This is a genomic window from Novosphingobium sp. BL-S-33, assembly GCF_056857025.1.
The window spans coordinates 2,426,800-2,444,262 of sequence record NZ_CM166474.1 but is presented as its reverse complement, the minus strand read 5'-3'; the positions used below and the strand labels follow the sequence as shown (position 1 = coordinate 2,444,262).

At 64.3% G+C, this 17,463-nt stretch carries 18 protein-coding genes; 9 read left to right on the top strand and 9 right to left on the bottom strand.

The genetic code is table 11. The features are described 5' to 3' along the window. Positions 1-94 precede the first annotated feature (94 nt). The 5 genes from ilvC to leuA all read left to right on the top strand — a co-directional run bounded on the left by ilvC (position 95) and on the right by leuA (position 4,911). Positions 95-1,114: a ketol-acid reductoisomerase gene (gene ilvC, locus AC1VVM_RS11455; RefSeq protein WP_132385251.1), complete on the top strand. Its 1,020-nt coding sequence runs from the start codon at positions 95-97 to the stop codon at positions 1,112-1,114. A gap of 98 nt (positions 1,115-1,212) precedes the next feature. Continuing rightward, on the top strand, positions 1,213-1,860 hold the full coding sequence (locus tag AC1VVM_RS11450) for a YceI family protein (protein WP_482904029.1): 648 nt from the start codon (positions 1,213-1,215) through the stop codon (positions 1,858-1,860). An 85-nt stretch (positions 1,861-1,945) separates the two neighbouring features. Then, positions 1,946-2,290 (top strand): I78 family peptidase inhibitor, encoded by a 345-nt coding sequence (locus tag AC1VVM_RS11445; RefSeq protein WP_243652356.1) that lies wholly within the window; start codon positions 1,946-1,948, stop codon positions 2,288-2,290. A 59-nt stretch (positions 2,291-2,349) separates the two neighbouring features. Continuing rightward, the gene (locus AC1VVM_RS11440; RefSeq protein WP_482904028.1) at positions 2,350-2,967 is read left to right on the top strand and encodes a TMEM175 family protein; all 618 of its coding nucleotides are present in this window, start codon (positions 2,350-2,352) and stop codon (positions 2,965-2,967) included. 270 nt (positions 2,968-3,237) lie between these two features. Beyond that, positions 3,238-4,911 (top strand): 2-isopropylmalate synthase, encoded by a 1,674-nt coding sequence (gene leuA / locus AC1VVM_RS11435; RefSeq protein WP_132385249.1) that lies wholly within the window; start codon positions 3,238-3,240, stop codon positions 4,909-4,911. 50 nt (positions 4,912-4,961) lie between these two features. Here leuA and AC1VVM_RS11430 read toward each other — a convergent pair whose 3' ends face one another. Next, positions 4,962-5,345 carry a VOC family protein gene (locus tag AC1VVM_RS11430; protein ID WP_482904026.1) on the bottom strand — a complete coding sequence of 128 codons (384 nt, stop codon included), beginning with the start codon at positions 5,343-5,345 and terminating at the stop codon, positions 4,962-4,964. 62 nt (positions 5,346-5,407) lie between these two features. On the opposite strand from AC1VVM_RS11430, the gene AC1VVM_RS11425 reads away from it, so the two are divergent. Beyond that, positions 5,408-6,034 carry a hypothetical protein gene (locus AC1VVM_RS11425; RefSeq protein ID WP_482904025.1) on the top strand — a complete coding sequence of 209 codons (627 nt, stop codon included), beginning with the start codon at positions 5,408-5,410 and terminating at the stop codon, positions 6,032-6,034. A gap of 70 nt (positions 6,035-6,104) precedes the next feature. On the opposite strand, the gene AC1VVM_RS11420 is transcribed toward AC1VVM_RS11425, so the two are convergent. From AC1VVM_RS11420 to AC1VVM_RS11385, 8 genes are all read right to left on the bottom strand, one after another. Further along, the gene (locus AC1VVM_RS11420) at positions 6,105-7,511 is read right to left on the bottom strand and encodes an NAD(P)H-dependent flavin oxidoreductase (RefSeq protein ID WP_482904024.1); all 1,407 of its coding nucleotides are present in this window, start codon (positions 7,509-7,511) and stop codon (positions 6,105-6,107) included. 71 nt (positions 7,512-7,582) lie between these two features. Continuing rightward, on the bottom strand, positions 7,583-8,338 hold the full coding sequence (locus AC1VVM_RS11415; protein ID WP_132385245.1) for a class I SAM-dependent methyltransferase: 756 nt from the start codon (positions 8,336-8,338) through the stop codon (positions 7,583-7,585). 72 nt (positions 8,339-8,410) lie between these two features. Next, positions 8,411-9,538 (bottom strand): peptide chain release factor 2, encoded by a 1,128-nt coding sequence (gene prfB, locus AC1VVM_RS11410; protein ID WP_132385244.1) that lies wholly within the window; start codon positions 9,536-9,538, stop codon positions 8,411-8,413. 177 nt (positions 9,539-9,715) lie between these two features. Next, positions 9,716-10,258 carry a peroxiredoxin gene (locus AC1VVM_RS11405; RefSeq protein ID WP_132385243.1) on the bottom strand — a complete coding sequence of 181 codons (543 nt, stop codon included), beginning with the start codon at positions 10,256-10,258 and terminating at the stop codon, positions 9,716-9,718. 78 nt (positions 10,259-10,336) lie between these two features. Further along, positions 10,337-10,567 (bottom strand): biotin/lipoyl-containing protein, encoded by a 231-nt coding sequence (locus tag AC1VVM_RS11400; protein ID WP_132385242.1) that lies wholly within the window; start codon positions 10,565-10,567, stop codon positions 10,337-10,339. Positions 10,568-10,673: 106 nt separating this feature from the next. Further along, positions 10,674-11,570, bottom strand: a complete 897-nt coding sequence (locus AC1VVM_RS11395; protein ID WP_482955075.1) for an acid phosphatase — start codon at positions 11,568-11,570, stop codon at positions 10,674-10,676. A gap of 110 nt (positions 11,571-11,680) precedes the next feature. Then, a complete protein-coding gene (locus AC1VVM_RS11390) occupies positions 11,681-13,102 on the bottom strand; it encodes an acyl-CoA reductase (RefSeq protein WP_482955074.1) in 1,422 nt (473 codons plus the stop codon). Then, the gene (locus AC1VVM_RS11385; RefSeq protein ID WP_482904020.1) at positions 13,099-14,448 is read right to left on the bottom strand and encodes a hypothetical protein; all 1,350 of its coding nucleotides are present in this window, start codon (positions 14,446-14,448) and stop codon (positions 13,099-13,101) included. The genes AC1VVM_RS11390 and AC1VVM_RS11385 overlap by 4 nt, the downstream gene beginning before the upstream one ends. Before the next feature lie 74 nt (positions 14,449-14,522). Here AC1VVM_RS11385 and AC1VVM_RS11380 point away from each other — a divergent pair, with 74 nt between their 5' ends. The 3 genes from AC1VVM_RS11380 (at position 14,523) to AC1VVM_RS11370 (ending at position 17,439) form a co-directional block, all read left to right on the top strand. Next, positions 14,523-15,257, top strand: a complete 735-nt coding sequence (locus tag AC1VVM_RS11380; protein WP_482904019.1) for a TetR/AcrR family transcriptional regulator — start codon at positions 14,523-14,525, stop codon at positions 15,255-15,257. Between the two features lie 27 nt (positions 15,258-15,284). Then, positions 15,285-16,175, top strand: coding sequence for an SDR family NAD(P)-dependent oxidoreductase (locus AC1VVM_RS11375; RefSeq protein WP_482904018.1), 891 nt, complete (start codon positions 15,285-15,287; stop codon positions 16,173-16,175). Between the two features lie 385 nt (positions 16,176-16,560). Continuing rightward, the gene (locus AC1VVM_RS11370; RefSeq protein ID WP_482904017.1) at positions 16,561-17,439 is read left to right on the top strand and encodes an HpcH/HpaI aldolase/citrate lyase family protein; all 879 of its coding nucleotides are present in this window, start codon (positions 16,561-16,563) and stop codon (positions 17,437-17,439) included. The last annotated feature ends 24 nt before the right edge of the window (positions 17,440-17,463 follow it).

Below are 17,463 nucleotides of genomic sequence, written 5' to 3'. Positions count from 1 at the left end.
TTTTCCCGGCCCCACGGCCGGAAACTGAAATCCCCGCGCCCCCGCGCGCAGACAACATCCGGCCCCGCCACCGGGCCCTCGAAAGGGTAGTACAATGAAGGTCTATTACGACGCCGACTGCGACATCAACCTGATCACGGACAAGAAGGTCGCGATCCTCGGTTACGGCAGCCAGGGCCATGCCCATGCCCAGAACCTGCGCGATTCGGGCGTCAAGAACGTGGCCATCGCGCTCCGCGAAGGTTCGGCCTCGGCCAAGAAGGCCGAAGGCGCCGGCTTCAAGGTGCTGTCGAACAAGGACGCCGCCGCATGGGCCGACGTGCTCATGATCCTCGCGCCCGACGAGCACCAGGCCGCGATCTACGCCGCCGACATCCATGAGAACCTGAAGCCCGGCGCGGCGCTCGCCTTCGCCCACGGCCTCAACGTCCACTTCGGCCTGATCGAGCCCCGCGCCGACATCGACGTGATCATGATCGCGCCGAAGGGCCCGGGCCACACCGTCCGCGGCGAATACACCAAGGGCGGCGGCGTGCCCTGCCTCGTCGCGATCCATCAGGACGTGACCGGCAACGCGCAGGACGTGGCTCTGGCCTACGCTTCGGGCGTCGGCGGCGGTCGTTCGGGCATCATCGAAACCAACTTCCGCGAGGAATGCGAAACCGACCTGTTCGGTGAGCAGGCCGTGCTCTGCGGCGGCGCCACCGCGCTGGTCCAGGCTGGTTTCGAAACGCTGGTCGAAGCCGGTTACGCGCCGGAAATGGCCTACTTCGAATGCCTCCACGAGCTGAAGCTGATCGTCGACCTGATGTATGAAGGCGGCATCGCCAACATGCGCTACTCGATCTCGAACACCGCCGAATACGGCGACATCAAGACCGGTCCGCGCATCATCACCGACGAGACCAAGAAGGAAATGAAGCGCGTTCTGGAAGACATCCAGTCGGGCCGTTTCGTGAAGGACTTCGTGCTCGACAACCGCGCCGGCCAGCCCGAGCTGAAGGCTTCGCGCAAGGCCGCCCAGCGTCACCCGATCGAAGAGACCGGTTCGAAGCTGCGCGCGATGATGCCGTGGATCGGCGCCAACGCGCTGGTGGACAAGGAAAAGAACTGATCGGAATTTAATCCGGTTAAGCAATTCCCCGTTTGACGGTGAAGCGAAGGCGGCGCAGAAATGCGCCGCCTTTTCCTTTGTCCCGACGGGAGTTGCCGATGCGTCTTTCCTATTTTGCGGTTCCGCTCGCCCTTGCCGCTGCCCTCGCGGCCCCCGTCATCGCGCAGCCCGGCCCCGGCGGTCCCGGCGGCCGGATGGAGACGCTTCACGGTGCAGGCACCCCGGCCGATGTGAAGGCCGGCACTTACGCGGTCGAACCCGCGCATACGCAAGTCACCTTCAGCGTCGCCCATTTGGGTATTTCCCCCTTCGCCGGCACGTTCTCGGGCGCCAGCGGCTCGATGACGATCGATCCCAAGAACCTTGGCGCCACCAAGCTGAGCGTCACCATCCCCATCTCATCGGTGCAGACGACGAGCGCCAAGCTCTCGCAGGAACTGGTCAGCGCCGACTGGTTCGACGCCGCCCGCTTCCCCACAGCGACCTTCGTCGCCACCTCGGTCACCCCACGCGGGCCTGACAACGCCGCGATCGACGGCACGCTCACGCTCCACGGCGTCAGCAAGCCGATCACGATCATGGCGCACTTCTTCGGCGCCGCGCAGAACCCGATGAGCAAGAAGGAATCGATCGGTTTCCTCGCCCGCGCCATGATCAAGCGTTCGGACTTCGGCATCACCAAGTACGTGCCGATGGTGTCCGACGAGACGGTGCTGGTCATCAACGCCGCGTTCGAGAAGCAGTAACCCCGCGCGAGGTGCGGGCTGTCATCGACTGTTCAAGCATTTTCGTGCATCCTCCTCTCCGGTAAAATCGCGAAGGGAGAATGGCATGATCCGCAGATCGACCACGATGACCGCCCTCACCGCTGGCCTTCTGGCCCTTTCCGCCTGCTCCGGCACGGGTGCCGGCACCGGCAAGGAGAAAGTCGCCGAAGCCGCGCCTCCGCCCGCGCCGCCCCCTTCGATGGAGCCCGATTGCGGCGCCGACAAGCTCGGTTCCTATGTCGGCCAGCCCGCCAGCGACGAAGTGATCGCCGCCATCGCCGCAACCCGGGGCGACAAGCCGATGCGCGTCATCAAGCCCGGCATGGGCGTCACCATGGACTACATGCCGGAGCGTTTGAACGTCCAGGTTGGGGAAGACGGCAAGATCAAGGGCTTCAACTGCACCTGACCCCTTGATCGTCCCCCCGCGCACCGCCACGGTGGTTCCTCAATGACGAGGACCGGCGAATGAACGACGTGGACGATATCGAGCGCGAGGACGGCGTCGCCCGGGTCGAGGCCTTTTCCGACGGCGTCCTCGCCATCATCATCACCATCATGGTGCTCGAACTGAAGGCGCCCGCGGCCGAGGGACTGGCGGCATTCTGGCCACTCTGGCCGGTGTTCCTCGCCTATGCGCTCAGCTATGCCTATGTCGCGATCTACTGGGTGAACCATCACCGCCTGTTCAGCCATGCCCGCGTCATCACCAGCGGCCTCGTCTGGGCCAATATGCTGCTGCTCTTCACGCTCTCGCTGATCCCCATCTCCACCGCCTACCTCGGCGAGCATCATTTCAGCCGCGAGGCGACGGTGATCTACCTCGTGACGATGTTCGTCCCCGCACTCGCCTACGTGACGCTGCAAGGCCGCGTCGCCGCCACCGGTGCGCGCAACAGGGCAAGCCGGGTCTATCACCGCGCCTCGCGCCGCAAGGGCCTTGCCGCCTCGGCGGTCTATGCACTCGGCATTCCGCTGAGCTTCATCACGCCCTGGCTCGGCGTCGCCTGCGCGGCACTGGTGGCCGTGTTCTGGATGCTGCCGTGGAGCCGGCTGGACCGACTCTTCCTCGCCTGCGAGGACTGACCGGGCCGAGATTATCGCCGGGCAAGTTTCTTGCGCGAGGCAATGCTGCGCCTGCAAGACTTTATGCCTTTTCGCTTTACAAGCGGCCGGTCAGTGCTCATAGGCACCCACATGACCCTTCGTCTTGGCCTTATTCTGCGACTTACACGCCCTTGGGCGTGAGATGACGCGTCGGTCCTGCGGCGCGCTCGGCGCTCAAGGGGACCCTGCCAGACCAGGCCGAAATTGCGGCCTTATCCGACGAAGACGAAAATCCGAGCGAGATTACCCATGACCATGTTGACAGACCCCTCGGTCAAGTACCGCCCCTTCCCGCAGATCGATCTGCCGAACCGCCAGTGGCCTTCGCAGGTCATCACCAAGGCACCGCGCTGGCTTTCGACCGACTTGCGCGACGGCAATCAGGCGCTGATCGATCCCATGGGCGCGGAGAAGAAGAACCGCTTCTTCGATCTGCTGGTCAAAGTGGGTATCAAGGAAATCGAGGTCGGCTTCCCGAGCGCGGGCGCGACCGAGTTCGACTTCATTCGCGGTTTGGTCGAGAACGACCGGATTCCCGAAGACGTGCTGGTGCAGGTCCTGACCCAGTCGCGCGAAGACCTGATCACGCGCTCGTTCGAGAGCCTGGAAGGCGTGCCCGCCGCGATCGTCCACCTCTACAACGCGGTCTCGCCGCTGTGGCGCACGGTCGTCTTCGGCATGGAGCCGCACGAAATCCGCGGCATTGCCGAGAACGGCGCGAAGATCCTGCGCGATCAGGCCGCCAAGTATCCGCAGACCAAGTGGCACTTCGAATATTCGCCGGAGACGTTCTCCACCGCCGAACTCGATTTCTCGATCGAGTGCTGCGAAGCGGTGATGAACATCCTCCAGCCGACGCCGGAAAATCCGATCATCCTCAACCTGCCGGCGACGGTCGAGGCGGCAACGCCCAACGTCTATGCCGACCAGATCGAGTACTTCTGCCGCAACCTGCCGAACCGCGAATCGGCGGTGATCTCGCTGCACACCCATAACGATCGCGGCACCGGCGTCGCGGCGGCCGAGCTGGGCCTGATGGCCGGCGCTGACCGCGTCGAAGGCTGCCTGTTCGGCAATGGCGAGCGCACCGGCAACTGCTGCCTCGTGACCGTGGCGCTGAACATGTACACGCAGGGCGTCAATCCCGAGCTGGACTTCTCGGACATCGACGAAGTGATCCAGACCGTCGAGTACTGCAACCAGCTCAAGGTTGCCGAGCGCCATCCCTATGGCGGCGAACTGGTCTTCACCGCCTTCTCGGGCAGCCATCAGGACGCCATCAAGAAGGGCTTCGCGGCGCAGGAAAAGCGCAACGACCAGATCTGGGCCGTGCCCTACCTGCCGATCGATCCGGCCGATCTGGGCCGCGACTACGAGGCGGTGATCCGCGTCAACTCGCAGTCCGGCAAGGGCGGTTTCGCCTGGGTGATCGAGCAGGATCAGGGCCTCAAGCTGCCCAAGCGCATGCAGGCCCACTTCTCGAAGCATGTGCAGGAACTGGCCGACGAACTGGGCCGCGAACTGCAAGCCGCTGACATCTGGGAAGTCTTCCGCAAGGCCTACCGCCTTGACGATCCGCAGCACTTCGCTCTGATCGACTGGGAAGAAGCCAAGGCGGCCGACGGCACCCGCGTCTTCGCCGGCAAGATCGGCGTCGACGGCAAGGAGCAGACGGTTTCGGGTCGCGGCAATGGCCTGATCTCATCGGTTACCGCGACTCTGGCCGAAAGCTTCGGCGTCACCCTCGACGTGCGCGACTATGCCGAGCACTCGATGGGCAAGAGCACCGACGCGCGCGCCGCCGCCTACGTCGAATGCGTGACGCCGGATGGCCGCACGATCTGGGGCGTCGGCATCGACGAGGACGTGGCCACGGCCTCGGTCCGCGCCGTGCTCAGCGCCGCCAACGCCGCGCGTCCCTGACGTTTTGCGACAGGGGGCCTCGTGCCCCCTGCGCTTCCCGCGAGTGGCGCTCAGGCCTCCAGCGCGCTTACCATCACCCGATAACCGTCCGGATCGCGCAAGGCGAATTCCAGCGTGCCCGTGGCCGGGTTGCGATGCGGCTCTTCGTCGAGTTCCGGCGTGAGCGAACGCGCGCGCTCCAGCGCCTGCTCGAAATCGTCGACACGGAAGAACAGCAACAGACCGTTGCCCGGTGACGGTTCTGGCCCGATCAGCGAGGGATGCTCGTGATCGCCCCATCGGTGGAGGCACAGCAGCACGGTGCCGTCCGGGTCCACGATCTGGCCGAACCAGTCATGGGCGGGCGATGCTTCGGGTAGCCCCAGCAAGTGCCGGTACCAGGCGAAACTGCTGGCGACATCCGCGACGCCAATGATCGTCCACAACCGCTTCATCACACACTCCCGCGCGCCCGGCGTTAATTCAATCCATACCAGAGCCCGTACAGAAACGCGGCATGCGCTACGTGTTCATCGCCGCCGCCCTTACCCTGACCGCCGTGCCTTTGCAGGCCGGGCCGGGAGATATTCCGCTGGTGGCAATCGGGCTTCCCTTTGCGCCGGAGTCGCCAAAGCCGGTGGGGCCGACGCATCCACTATACCACAGCATCGAGATCGGTGAGATCGAGGGCCTTCCCTCGACCGTCGGCAGTTCGGCGCTCAACTTCATAGCTGCCGCCAAGCGGTCCAGCATCAACGCCGGGCTGCGCGAAAGCTTCGAGCGCATGAACATGCTGGCCCCGAAGGACGGCAAGGCGCGCGGGCGGCTCATCGTCAGCTGGGGCGGGAGCCATACGCCGTTTCGGATCGCAACCTCCAACGCGGCCACGGCGACGCTGCATTATCGACTGGTGCGGATCGACAACGGCCACATCCTGTTCGAGCGTGACATCACCACGTCGATGAAAGGCTCGGGCAATGGAGATGCCGGCATGCGCGACAATGGAATCGTCCGCGCCGCCATCGCCTCGAACTTCGCCTCTGCCGCCTACTGCCTTGACCATACCGCGCTCGGCAAGCCGCCCGCGGACTGCGCGCTGGTTCCGCAATTTTCGGTTTCCGTCACCCGCGTCTACAACCGCTGACCGTCCCGCCCGCACAAACGAAAAGGGCGGCCCGAGGACCGCCCTTTTCTTGAATTCTGCCCAATAGCGATCAGTCGCCGGTCAGGATGCGGTCGACGAGTTCCTTCACGGTCGGCGTGAAGCCGTTCGAGTAGAACGGATCCTGCTTGAACTTGTAGGCGGCGTGGCCTGCAAACATCAGGTTCTCGTCGATCGGGCCGCCATGGGCGATGTCCTGCAAGGTCTTCTGGATGCAGAAGCTGCGCGGATCGGCGAGGCGGCCGGTGGTGTAATCGTCGTGGTCCTTCCACGAGGAGAAACCGCAGTGCGACAGGCAGCCCATGCAGTCGGCCTGATCCTGGCGGATCACGTCGCGTTCGGCGGGGTTCACGAAGATGATCGTGTCGTCCGGCGTGCGCAGGCCGTCGGTGTAGCCCTGTGCCGACCAAGCGCGTGCTCGGTCGAGATCGCGCGGCGTGACCCAGAAGTTCTTGCCCTTCACGCCGACGTCGAGCCGCACGGTGTGCTCGCCCGCTTCGACCTTCGAGTAGGGAATCTGACGCTCCGAGCGCGCTTCGAGGTTGCGCAGGAACGGATTGCGGACGGCCGAGGAATAGAACCCGGTCGGCGAGAAGCGGTGAAGCAGCACATCACCCGGCTCGAGCGTGCGCAAATGGTCCTTCCACTGCTGCGGAATCGGGCTTTCCTGCGTCAGCAGCGGGCGCGTGCCGTACTGGAAGGCGATCGTGCCGAGTTCGGGATTGTCGATCCACTCGTTCCAGTCCCGCAGGAACCAGACGCCGCCGGCCATGACGATCGGCACGGCATCAGAGATACCCTCGGCGCGCATGGTTTCGCGCAGCGCCTTGACGCGGGGATAGGGATCCTCCGGCTTGAGCGGGTCTTCGGCGTTCGACAGGCCGTTGTGACCACCGGCCAGCCAGGGATCTTCATAGACCACCGCCGCCATCAGGTCGGAAACCTTGTGATAGGCACGCTTCCACAGCGCACGGAATGCGCGGGCGGAACTGACGATCGGCAGGTAGTTCACGTTGAAGCGGGCCGCGATCTCGGACAGCTTGTAAGGCATGCCCGCGCCGCAGGTCACGCCGGTGACCATGCCCTTCGTCTTCTCCAGAACGCCTTCCAGAACGGCCTGCGCGCCGCCCATTTCCCACAGCACGTTGATGTTGATCGCGCCGTTGCCGTTCGAGATCTCGTACGCGCGCTGCACCTGTTCGACAGCGCCGTCGATGGCGTAGTCGATCAGTTCCTGATGGCGTTCCTTGCGGGTGAGCGCACGGTAGATCTGGGGAACGATCTTACCCTCGGCATCATAGCTGTCCGCATTGACCGCGCTGACGGTGCCGATGCCGCCGGCCGCCGCCCAGGCGCCCGAGCTCATGTGATTGGTCGCGGCAACGCCCTTGCCGCCCTCAACGAGCGGCCAGACTTCGCGTCCACCATAAACAATCGGCTTGAGACCCTTGAAACCCATCTTCTCTTTCAACTTTCCCCCGGCGCGGCGGGTCGATCAGACCTGCCTTATACGCCCTGTGTTACTGACGCTCACCTGTTTTGCGTCGCGGTTTTGCCGGAGAGCCGGCACGGCACGATATTTTCGGGCTCCGGCCGCGCTCCCACAGCCTCGAACTGTGCGAGATACCCTTGAAGTTCCGGCTTACGAACAAATTCGGTCAAGCGGAAGCCCAACGCACCAAATTCGCAGAAAAGCAACTGCGGCGGAATGCCATGGCGATCGCTCGCCCGGTCCGCCTCGACCACGATGACGCGTCCGTTCGGCCGCAACGCCGGGCGCAAGTTCCAGAGGAACGCATAAGGCTCGCTCACCTCGTGATAGACATGCACGAGGAAGATGCGGTCGAAGCTGTTTTCCGGCAGGCTCGGATTGTCGGGCTGCCCCAGCTTGATCGAGACGTTGTCGAGCTGCTCGCGTATCACGCGGGTGCCCAGACGCTCGTTCGCGGCGTGGTCGATATCCTCGGCCAGCACCCTGCCCTTTGCCCCCACGCGCTTGGCGAGGCGCACCGTGTAATAGCCCTCGCCCGCGCCGATATCGGCCACGGTCATGCCCGGCTCGATACGGGCAAGATCCATCACGACTTCCGCCTCATGGAGGGAATCGCGCTGGATTTCGGTGGAGGAATCGGTGTCGCTTGCCTTGCTGACCGGACGGTCCGCCACCGGGAAAGCGCGCACGCTTTCGGGGCGCCCGTCGTCAGGCGTCTTCTGGTGGCAAGCGCCGACAGCCAGCAGAAGGGCCAGCGTCGCGGTTCGACCGGAAATGAAGCGGGGCAAGCGCATGCGGCCCTTTAGCGGTTCGGCCCGCGCTTGGCAAAACGGTCTGCCGAAAGCGCTGGCCGAAACCGCCGCAGATCAGTCGACGTCCTCGACCTCAACCTTCTCGCCCGTCACGCGCTGCGAGAGCGCGGCGGCCATGAAGGGGTCGAGCGCGCCATCGAGCACGTCACCCGGCGCAGTCGAGACGACGCCGGTGCGCAGGTCCTTCACCTGCTGATAGGGCTGGAGAACGTAGGAACGGATCTGGTGGCCCCAGCCGATATCGCTCTTGCTTGCGTGTTCGGCGCTGGCGGCCTCTTCACGCTTGCGCATTTCTTCCTCGAACAGGCGCGCCTTCAGCATGCCCATCGCGATTTCGCGGTTCTTGTGCTGCGAACGGTCGATCTGGCTCGCCACGACGATGCCCGAAGGCGCGTGGGTGATACGCACCGCCGAGTCCGTGGTGTTGACGTGCTGACCGCCGGCACCCGAAGCGCGATAGGTATCGATCTTCAGATCGGCCGGATTGATGTCGATCTCGAAGCTGTCGTCGATCACCGGGTAGACCCAGACCGACGAGAAGCTGGTGTGACGGCGTGCCGAGCTATCGTAAGGGCTGATGCGGACCAGACGGTGGACGCCGCTCTCGGTCTTGGCATAGCCATAGGCGTTCTCGCCCTTGATCAGCAGCGTGCAACTCTTGATGCCCGCGGCTTCACCGGCGTGATAGTCCACCAGCTCGACCTTGTAGCCGTGACGCTCGGCCCAGCGCGTGTACATGCGCTGGAGCATCTCGGCCCAGTCCTGACTCTCGGTACCGCCGGCACCGGCATGGACTTCGAGATAGGTATCGTTGCTGTCGGCCTCGCCCGAAAGGAGCGCGGTGACCTTGTCCTGATCGGCACGTTCGGCCAGCGCGGCAAGCGTCGCGATACCCTCGTTGATGGTATCCTCGTCATCTTCCATTTCGCCGAGTTCGACGAATTCGATGGCGTCCTGCATCTCGCGGCTGATGTCGTTCACGGCACCGATAGAGGCTTCGAGGCGGCGACGTTCCTTCATCACCGCTTCGGCTTCCTTGGGCTTGTCCCACAGGGTGGGATCCTCGACGCGTGCGTTCAACTCGGCAAACCGGCGCAGGGCGCGGTCCCAGTCGAGGAACTTGCGGACCAGCGCGAGGGCCTTCTCGATACGCGCAATGTGGGCCTGCCCTTCGGCACGCATGACATGAAACTCCCAAGAAACGAACGCCGCGCATAGCGCAGCGGCGACATAAGTAAAGCGCGCGCAACGCCGTCGGCGCGGGAAGCGGCGCTATTACTCGCTGATGGGGGTACTGTTCAAGGCTGGAGTGATCGGCGCCACGCCGAGACTCTCACCCCGCGCAACACCTGCCGATCTTCAGCCCTTGAGCTTCTTCACCGCTTCAAGTGTGAGCTTCACGTGATCGCGATAGTCGAGATCGGAATGGACCATCACGATCCGCCCGTCCTGCCCGATCACATAGCTGGTGCGGTCGGTCATGCCCGCAGGCGCGCCTTCGCGCTTCAGGGCCACATCGTAGGCCTTGATGATGTCAGGCGTGGCAACGGCGACAGCGAACTTGTCGCGGCAAGCCTCGGTCGAGAACTTCTGGAGCGTCGGCAGATCGTCGTTGGACATGCCGATCACCGTCGCGCCGAGCTTGGCGAAATCGTCGGTGGCATCGGCAAAGGCATGCGCTTCAAGCGTGCAGCCCTGCGTGAAAGCCTTGGGGTAGAAGTAGAGCACGACCGGCCCCTTCTTCAGGGCCGCCTTAAGGTCGAAGGCCATGACCTTGCCGCCCTTGGCGCCCTGCGTCGAAAACGCGGGGGCCTTGGCGCCGACCGGCAGTGCCGCATCGGCCGCAACGGCGGAAAAAGCGAGAGCCAGAACGGCGGCGATGGCGGGTAGGGTCTTGCGCATGAAACGCAATCTGAACCCATGAAGGGAACCTGTCCAGCCCCCTTCACACCCGCCATAATCGACCGCGATAACAGGCCGTTACTCGATATAACCGAGAACGGTGCCAACCTCGTAAGTCTCGCCCACCGAAGCGACGATCTTCAGCGTGCCCGAAGCAGGCGCCTCAACCTCGTTGGTCGACTTGTCCGCCTCAAGCGAGAACAGCGGCTGGCCTTCGGACACCTGATCGCCGTCCTTGGCCAGCCATTCGGCGACCTGGCCCTCCTGCATCGAGAAGCCGATCTTGGGGAGGAGAATTTCAACGGCCATGGTCAGTCCCAATCCTTTACGAATGTCTTTGAAAGGTTGCCTATCGCGCGCCCGCGCTCCGGCATAGGACCAAGAGCACGGGCGAACGCAGGTTTCGCCGGTACGATTACATCGCCAGTGCCGCGTTTTCGCGCGCGCAGTCCGGCACGGGCAGCGAAGTGCGCTTTTCCGCGACTTCCGCGCGCGCGGCAGCCAGATCGGCGACAAAGGCCGGTTCGGCGTTGAGGCGTGCGAAAACGGCGGCGGCAACCACGCGCCCTTCCTCGATATCGCTCAGCCAGTGGACGTTGCAGATCCGGCGGCTATCCCCGAAGGCACGACCACGCGCGACCAGTTCGGCGGCCCGCTCGGGCACCACGCTGGCAAGGATCAGGCCCGCGCCGAAGCCGATGGCACTATGCCCCGACGGGTAGGAGCCGTCCTTGCGCAAAATGGCCTCCTGATCGGGCGTGCAGGTCGGCTTGCCATTGGCCATGAACGGCCGGCCCCGCTGATAGCGGTTCTTGGTCGGGTAGCTGGCCAACCCGAAGTCCATCATCGACTTCAGCAGCAGTGCTTGCAGCTTGGGCGTAGTATCCGCGCCGATCTTGACGCCCGCCGCACAAGAGAACGTATCGGTTACCTTGGGCGTGAAGAGGTCAGCGTCGATCTTGGCCTGTTCCCAGCGCGGGGTTCCCTGCATGGCGATGGCGGCGCGGGCACCCTCCTCGTCGCGCGCCATGGCGGCTGAGCCGGCGGCCGGCGGTGGCGGATTGAACAGCAGGCTGTTCGGCGCCGAACCGCGCGGCAGATAGCTGCCATTGCGCATGATCGCCGCCATGGCCGCTTTCCGGGCATCGGCATCGGAAGTTGCCGCCGGAGGGGTAAGCGACGGGGCCGGTGCGGCCTGCGGCTCGCTCGATGCGACACTCGCCGCGCAGACGGCGAGCAGGAACGCTCCGCCTATGCCTGCTACGATCTTGCCGGTTGCGGCCTTGCCGCCTGCGATCTTCGTCGCCTTCATTCCCGTTCTCCCTTGATCTTGGCCTTTGGGGCCTGCTTCGCGTAGCAGGCCCCGGCCATCTGACCATCGGGAAAACGAGGCAATTTCCGGTTATCGCCCCGGCAATGGGGTCATTCCGGCACCTTCCCGTCCTCGTGCGCCATCCAGTGCACGAAGCGGTGCAGCGGATACATGGCATCATGCGGATTGCCGATCGTCGACGGGCCTGCCTCGCCCAGATGAACCACGCGCTGGGCGCCGCCCGCAGCCAGCCGGTCGCGATAGTCGGCCATGCGGTCGAAGGGATAGAAGCCCACCGTCTGCGTGGCGACATTGATCCACTTCACCGCTTCATCAAGGCTATCGACGCGCACGACGTTGGCGGTCTTGTTGATCGGGTGGAAATCGACCGGCTCCTCGGAGCGGATGACAAGACCCTTGCCGTCGGTCCGGCCCCAGACGCCGTATTCGTCGTCCATCAGCATCATCGTATCGACCGCCTCCCGCATGTCGCGATCGAGCGGGCGAAAGTCTCCGCTTTCGGCGGCGCGGCGGGCGATGTGGTGGTGCAGGCGGGCGCAGAAACGGTCCACTTCCTCCTCACTGCCTTCCACGAACTGGAAGCGACTGGCGACGCAGGCTTCCTGGTTCAACGTCATGACGTCAGTGGAGCAAAGGTCCGCCACGCGGTCGATGGTGGCGTCATCGGTCAGCCCCTCGCGCCCGACCATCGAGATCGAGGTCTTGGGATCGAACGAAACGAGCTGAAAACCGGGGCCCAAGTACTTGATGACATTGTTAATCGCGTCGCCGCCACCCCAGGCGACGATCTTGTCGAAATACTGCGGACGATAGAGCACGCGCTCGGTCGCATCGTCGCCGCCGCGCCAGTAGACGGCCGACATCGAGCGAACGATCGGATGGTTAGCGTCGATATCCGCCATGGTCCGCAGGATCGCGACCATAGTGAAAGGGTCCGCGCTGCTCATTTTGAACAGGTTCACGCCCTTGACCATCGAACCCTGCGCCACCGACTTCACGGCCACGCCCGGCGAATTGCCCGGCAGCACATGGATCAGGCGCGGCGCGAAGGCCCGCACGAAGCTCTTGCGGCCCGTGAAGTCCTGCTTCGGCACCCACTCGTCGAGCGCGCGCGGATCGGGGAAGTTCTGCTCCACCTCGGCCATCAGCACGCGCTTGTCGAGATAGGCGGCAGCATGGCGCGCGGTGTTCTCGACGACGGCACGCGGCAGGATATGCGTGCGACACATCCGCTCGATGCATTCCTGCATGTGATCGTTGTCGGAAGCGGTCAGACGCTGGCCGGTTTCGACAAGGAAATCGATGATCTCCGCCAGCGGCACGTTAAGCAGCGGCGGCACTTCGGTGCGCGGCGGCACGGCGCGGTCGAAGGGTATCTTAGGTGTCGCGAAGGTCACGCCAAGGTCGCGCGACGTCTGGATCACGTCAGTGCCGTGCAGCACCTCGCCGCGCAGGAAGAACGGGGCCGAAACAAGTCCTTCTGTTTCAGTTGCTTGTGTCAGAGAGTTCATGCCACACCTCGCACATAAGCATCGACCGTGCCTGCACAGCCGATCTTGTCGTCACCTTCCAGATCCGCGTAGCGCACGATGTTGTCGCGGATCGAAGGACCGTGGTTCCCGCACTTGCAGGGGCTGTAATCGAGCGAGATCTTGTCGCCCGTAATCACGCCGCCCCAGCGCCCGTCGAGCGAGAGATCGAAGAAGGCAGCGCGACCTTCCATTTCACCTGAAGTGTGATCCAAAGCATTGTCGCCCGACTTGTCGAGCAGCACCGGCACGATCCACGGCGGCACATGATAACGCCCGCCCTCGCGGCACTTGGGCATGCCGGAGTTCAGCTCCTGCATCGAATAGTTCTGGAAGTGGCGATCTTCCGGAATGTTGAAGGTATCGAACACATACTCCTGATAATCCTCAGGAAGTTGCGCGCGCTTGAGCCCGCCACCGACATAGATCGAGTTGTCCGGATCGAAATCGGCGCGGCCATACCCCGCATCACGCACGGCCTTCGCGACCTGCCACAATCCGCTCCAGAGGCCCGAAAGCTGAAGCTTGCGATGGCGGTTCTCGATGATGAACTGCGCCGTCGCCGGGATCGCATCGGCCACGGCCTTGGCGCGCGCGGCCGAGGTTTCCTCGAAAGCGGCGATCTCGTCCGGACGCGCGGTGCCCTCGGCAATCTTCTTGCGCATGACCACCATCGAAGTGAGCGAACCCACGGTGATCGGCGGCACGGGATAGTGCCAGCGCGGCGCCGAAGGATCGGCAAAGGCCTCGTACTGCGCCTGCGCAATCGTGGCGTTTTTGGGCACAGTGGCGACCGGAGCGCAGCCAACGATCACGCGGTCCTGCGCCGGAACCACACCAGAGCCCCAGGCGAAGACATTGACCGTATCGATCTTCGACCAGTCCATGTCCTTCTGCGAGGCGATCAGCATGGCCGACTTGCCGGTGGTGCCGCTGGAGCAGGAGATGAAATGACCGAGTGCCGCCAACCGCTCGATCCAGTCATCGATACCTTCGACGCCTTCGAGGTCCAGCCCTTCGATCGGATAGGGCGAGATCGTGCCGAGCCACTTGGTCAGCTTGTCCCAGCGTTCTTCCATAAGGAAGCTCTCAGGATAGGACTTGTAGGCGGTATGCGGAAACAGCAGCGGCACCATGTCCGCGACAGAAGCGATCTTGTCGATCCCGGCGTCACGGGCACGCAGGCTCAGCAGCTTGATGCGGTCCTTGCGTTCCTGAAAACGCTCGTCGAGCGCGGCGACCTGCGTTTCGCGCAGTTCATCCGCGCTGAAACTGAAACGCTGCGGATCGGCGACCAGCGCCATGAGCTTGTCGGCGGCTTCACCCATTCGTTCTCTCCCAATTCCCTGTCGGCCAGAGGTCGCGGCTGGACGCCCGGCCTCGACTCGATTAATGGCAACTTGTGCGTATCATTATTCACGATTCTCTTGGCAGGGCAAGCGAGATCGGTTCCTATGGCGCGATGAACGAGCCTGCCGACGTAATCGAAACCGCCACCCCTTCCGCTCCCGCCAGCGTGCGCGCTGGTCGGCCGACGCGCGAACAGGCGCAGGCCCGGCACAAGCAGTTGCTGGACTGCGCGTTCGAGAATTTTCTGGAAAAGGGTTACGAGCCGACCACCATCGAGGCGATCGCCGCCGAAGTCTCGATGACGAAGCGCACCGTCTATGCGCGCTATCCGGAGAAAGCCGCCCTCTTCCGCGCCGCCCTGCGCCGGGGGACAGAGCGCCGCGCCGCGAGCCCCGAGCGGATCGCGGGAACGCGGACGGCCGATCTCGAAGCCACGCTGGTCAACATCGCCCTGCTGCGCATCGAACTCGCCGGAACCGAGGAAGGCCTGAAGATGCAGCGCCTCATCAATACCGAGGCCTACCGCTTCCCGGATATCTTCCAGACCTATTACGACATCGCCGCGCTGCCGACAGTGACGTTCCTGGCCGCGATCCTGGCCGACGAAACCGTGGCCGGACGGCTGGCGGTCGAAGACCCGATGCTGGCAGCGAATGTCTTCATGAGCATGGTGGTGAGCGGCCCGGTGCGCTTCCTCGTCTCGGGCAACGCGCTCAGCGAGACGGATGTGCGCAGCCGGGTCGACTTCGCGGTGCGGCTATTCCTCAAGGGCGCGGAACCGCGCTGATACCGAACAAAATGGGAGAGTAAGCAGATGGGCGAAACGGCACAATCACGCCAGCGATGCGTCGTCATCACCGGCGCCAGCGCGGGCATCGGCAAAGCGAGCGCGCAGGCCTTCGCGCGCATGGGCTGGCACGTCATCGGCACCGGCCGCGACGAGGTGCGCTGCGAAGAAGCGGCCCGGGAACTGGCCGCCGGGGCCGCAAACGGCGGACGGGTGGACTTCCTGCGCGGCGATTTCACCGAAATGCGCGACGTTCTCTCGGTCGCCCGCCAGATCGGCGAACTGACCGACCGGGTCGATGTGCTCGTCAACAACGCCGGCGGCGTGCGCGACGGCCAGTACCGCACCTCAGAGGGGCTGGAGGCGACATTCGCCGCCAATCACCTTGCGCCCTTCCTGCTCACGCGCGCGTTGATGCCGCTGTTGGAACGCGCGGCCGGAGACAGCGCGCCCGGGCTGGTCCGGGTCATCGCAGTGTCCTCTTCCGGGCATGCCGGGTGCCAGGAGATGCGCTGGTACGATCTCAATATGGATGCCGCTTTCAACACCAGCGCCGCCTACTGCCAGGCCAAGCTTGCCAACCTGCTGTTCGCCCGCGAGCTGGACCGGCGGGTGCGAGACAAGGGCATGGTCTCGCTCGCCATGCACCCGGGGCGCGTTGCCTCCAACTTTGCCAGCCACGGCGATGCGCAGATGCAGGCCTGGATGGCGAACAACGACAGCGTGCCGCCCGAGCAGCCCGCGCGCACGATCGTCTGGCTGGCGACGGCGCAGGAACTGGGCGGAATGGGCGGCCGCTATTTCCATGACCTGAAGGAAGAAGAGCCGGCGGCGCAGGCGCTCGATGACGAAGCCGCCCGGAAGCTCTGGAGCGAAAGCGAACGGATGCTCGATCGCATTCTCGTAACCTCGAATTGACCTGAGGTAGCCCCGGAAGGTTGCCGCCCCGCGTCCGCGCCATTCGCCCATGCCATTGGCGGCATCGGCTTCGGCGCGATCACGGGGCGGCGAGTTGCGACCCTCAATTTTATCGTATCGTTTCGGCGGGAAGGGGAACCCGCCCTTTCGCGACCGCCGAGGCTGAAAACGATCGCTGACGACAAGGGCAAGTATAGCCCCCCGAACAATCGATTACATCTGGACTTTAGGCCAATGCATAAGCCCTCATCTGGCGGGTAACGGGTTAGCAACCATGATTACCCCGCAAGGGCCGGTCATGTATCGCCCGGGCATCGCGGTGCTCCGCTTGACCCGGGCGCCCTCTCCAACGCATTGAACTTCCCCCGCCGAGGAGCCCGACAGGATGACCGCTACCCCCAATGACCGCCCGCGCCGCAGCGCGCTTTACCTCCCGGCATCCAACGAACGCGCCATCGCCAAGGCCCGCACCCTGCCCTGCGACGTGGTGATTCTGGACCTTGAGGATGCCGTTGCGCCCGAGGCGAAAGATGCCGCGCGCGAAACGGCGATACGTGCCGTGGCGGAAGGCGGATTCGGCCACCGCGAAGTGGTGATTCGTGCCAACGGGCTGGATACCGAATGGGGCGCGGCAGACCTTGCCGCCATTGCCGGATCGCAGGCCGACGCCGTGCTCGTTCCCAAGGTGAACAACCCCGAAGACATCGCCCGCTACAACGCCGCGCTGGCCGGTGCCGCGCCCGCCATGCAGCTCTGGACCATGATCGAGACATGCGCGAGCGTGGGCAACCTGCCCGCCATCGCCGCCATGGCCGAAACGACGCGGCTATCGCTCTGGATCATGGGCACCAACGATCTCGCCAAGGAAATGCGCGCGCAGCTTACGCCGTGCCGCACGCCGTTCCTGCCGTTCCTTTCGATGGCGGTCGCCGCCGCCCGCGCGCATGGCGTCGCCATTCTCGACGGTGTCTGCAACGAGTTCCGCGACCTCGACGCTTTCGAGGCCGAGGCGCGTCAGGGCCTGATGTTCGGCTTCGACGGCAAGAGCCTGATCCACCCCGCGCAAGTCGAGCCCTGCAACACGGTGTTCTCGCCCGGCGAGGCCGATCTGGCATGGGCCCACAACGTGATCGAGGCTTTCGCCCTGCCCGAAAACCAGGGCAAGGGCGCCATTCGCGTCGATGGCAAGATGACCGAACTGCTGCACCTCGATCAGGCGCAGCGCCTGATTGCCGTCGCCGAACGGATCGCAGCGGCAGGCTGATAGGAAAAGGGGCGGAAAATCTCC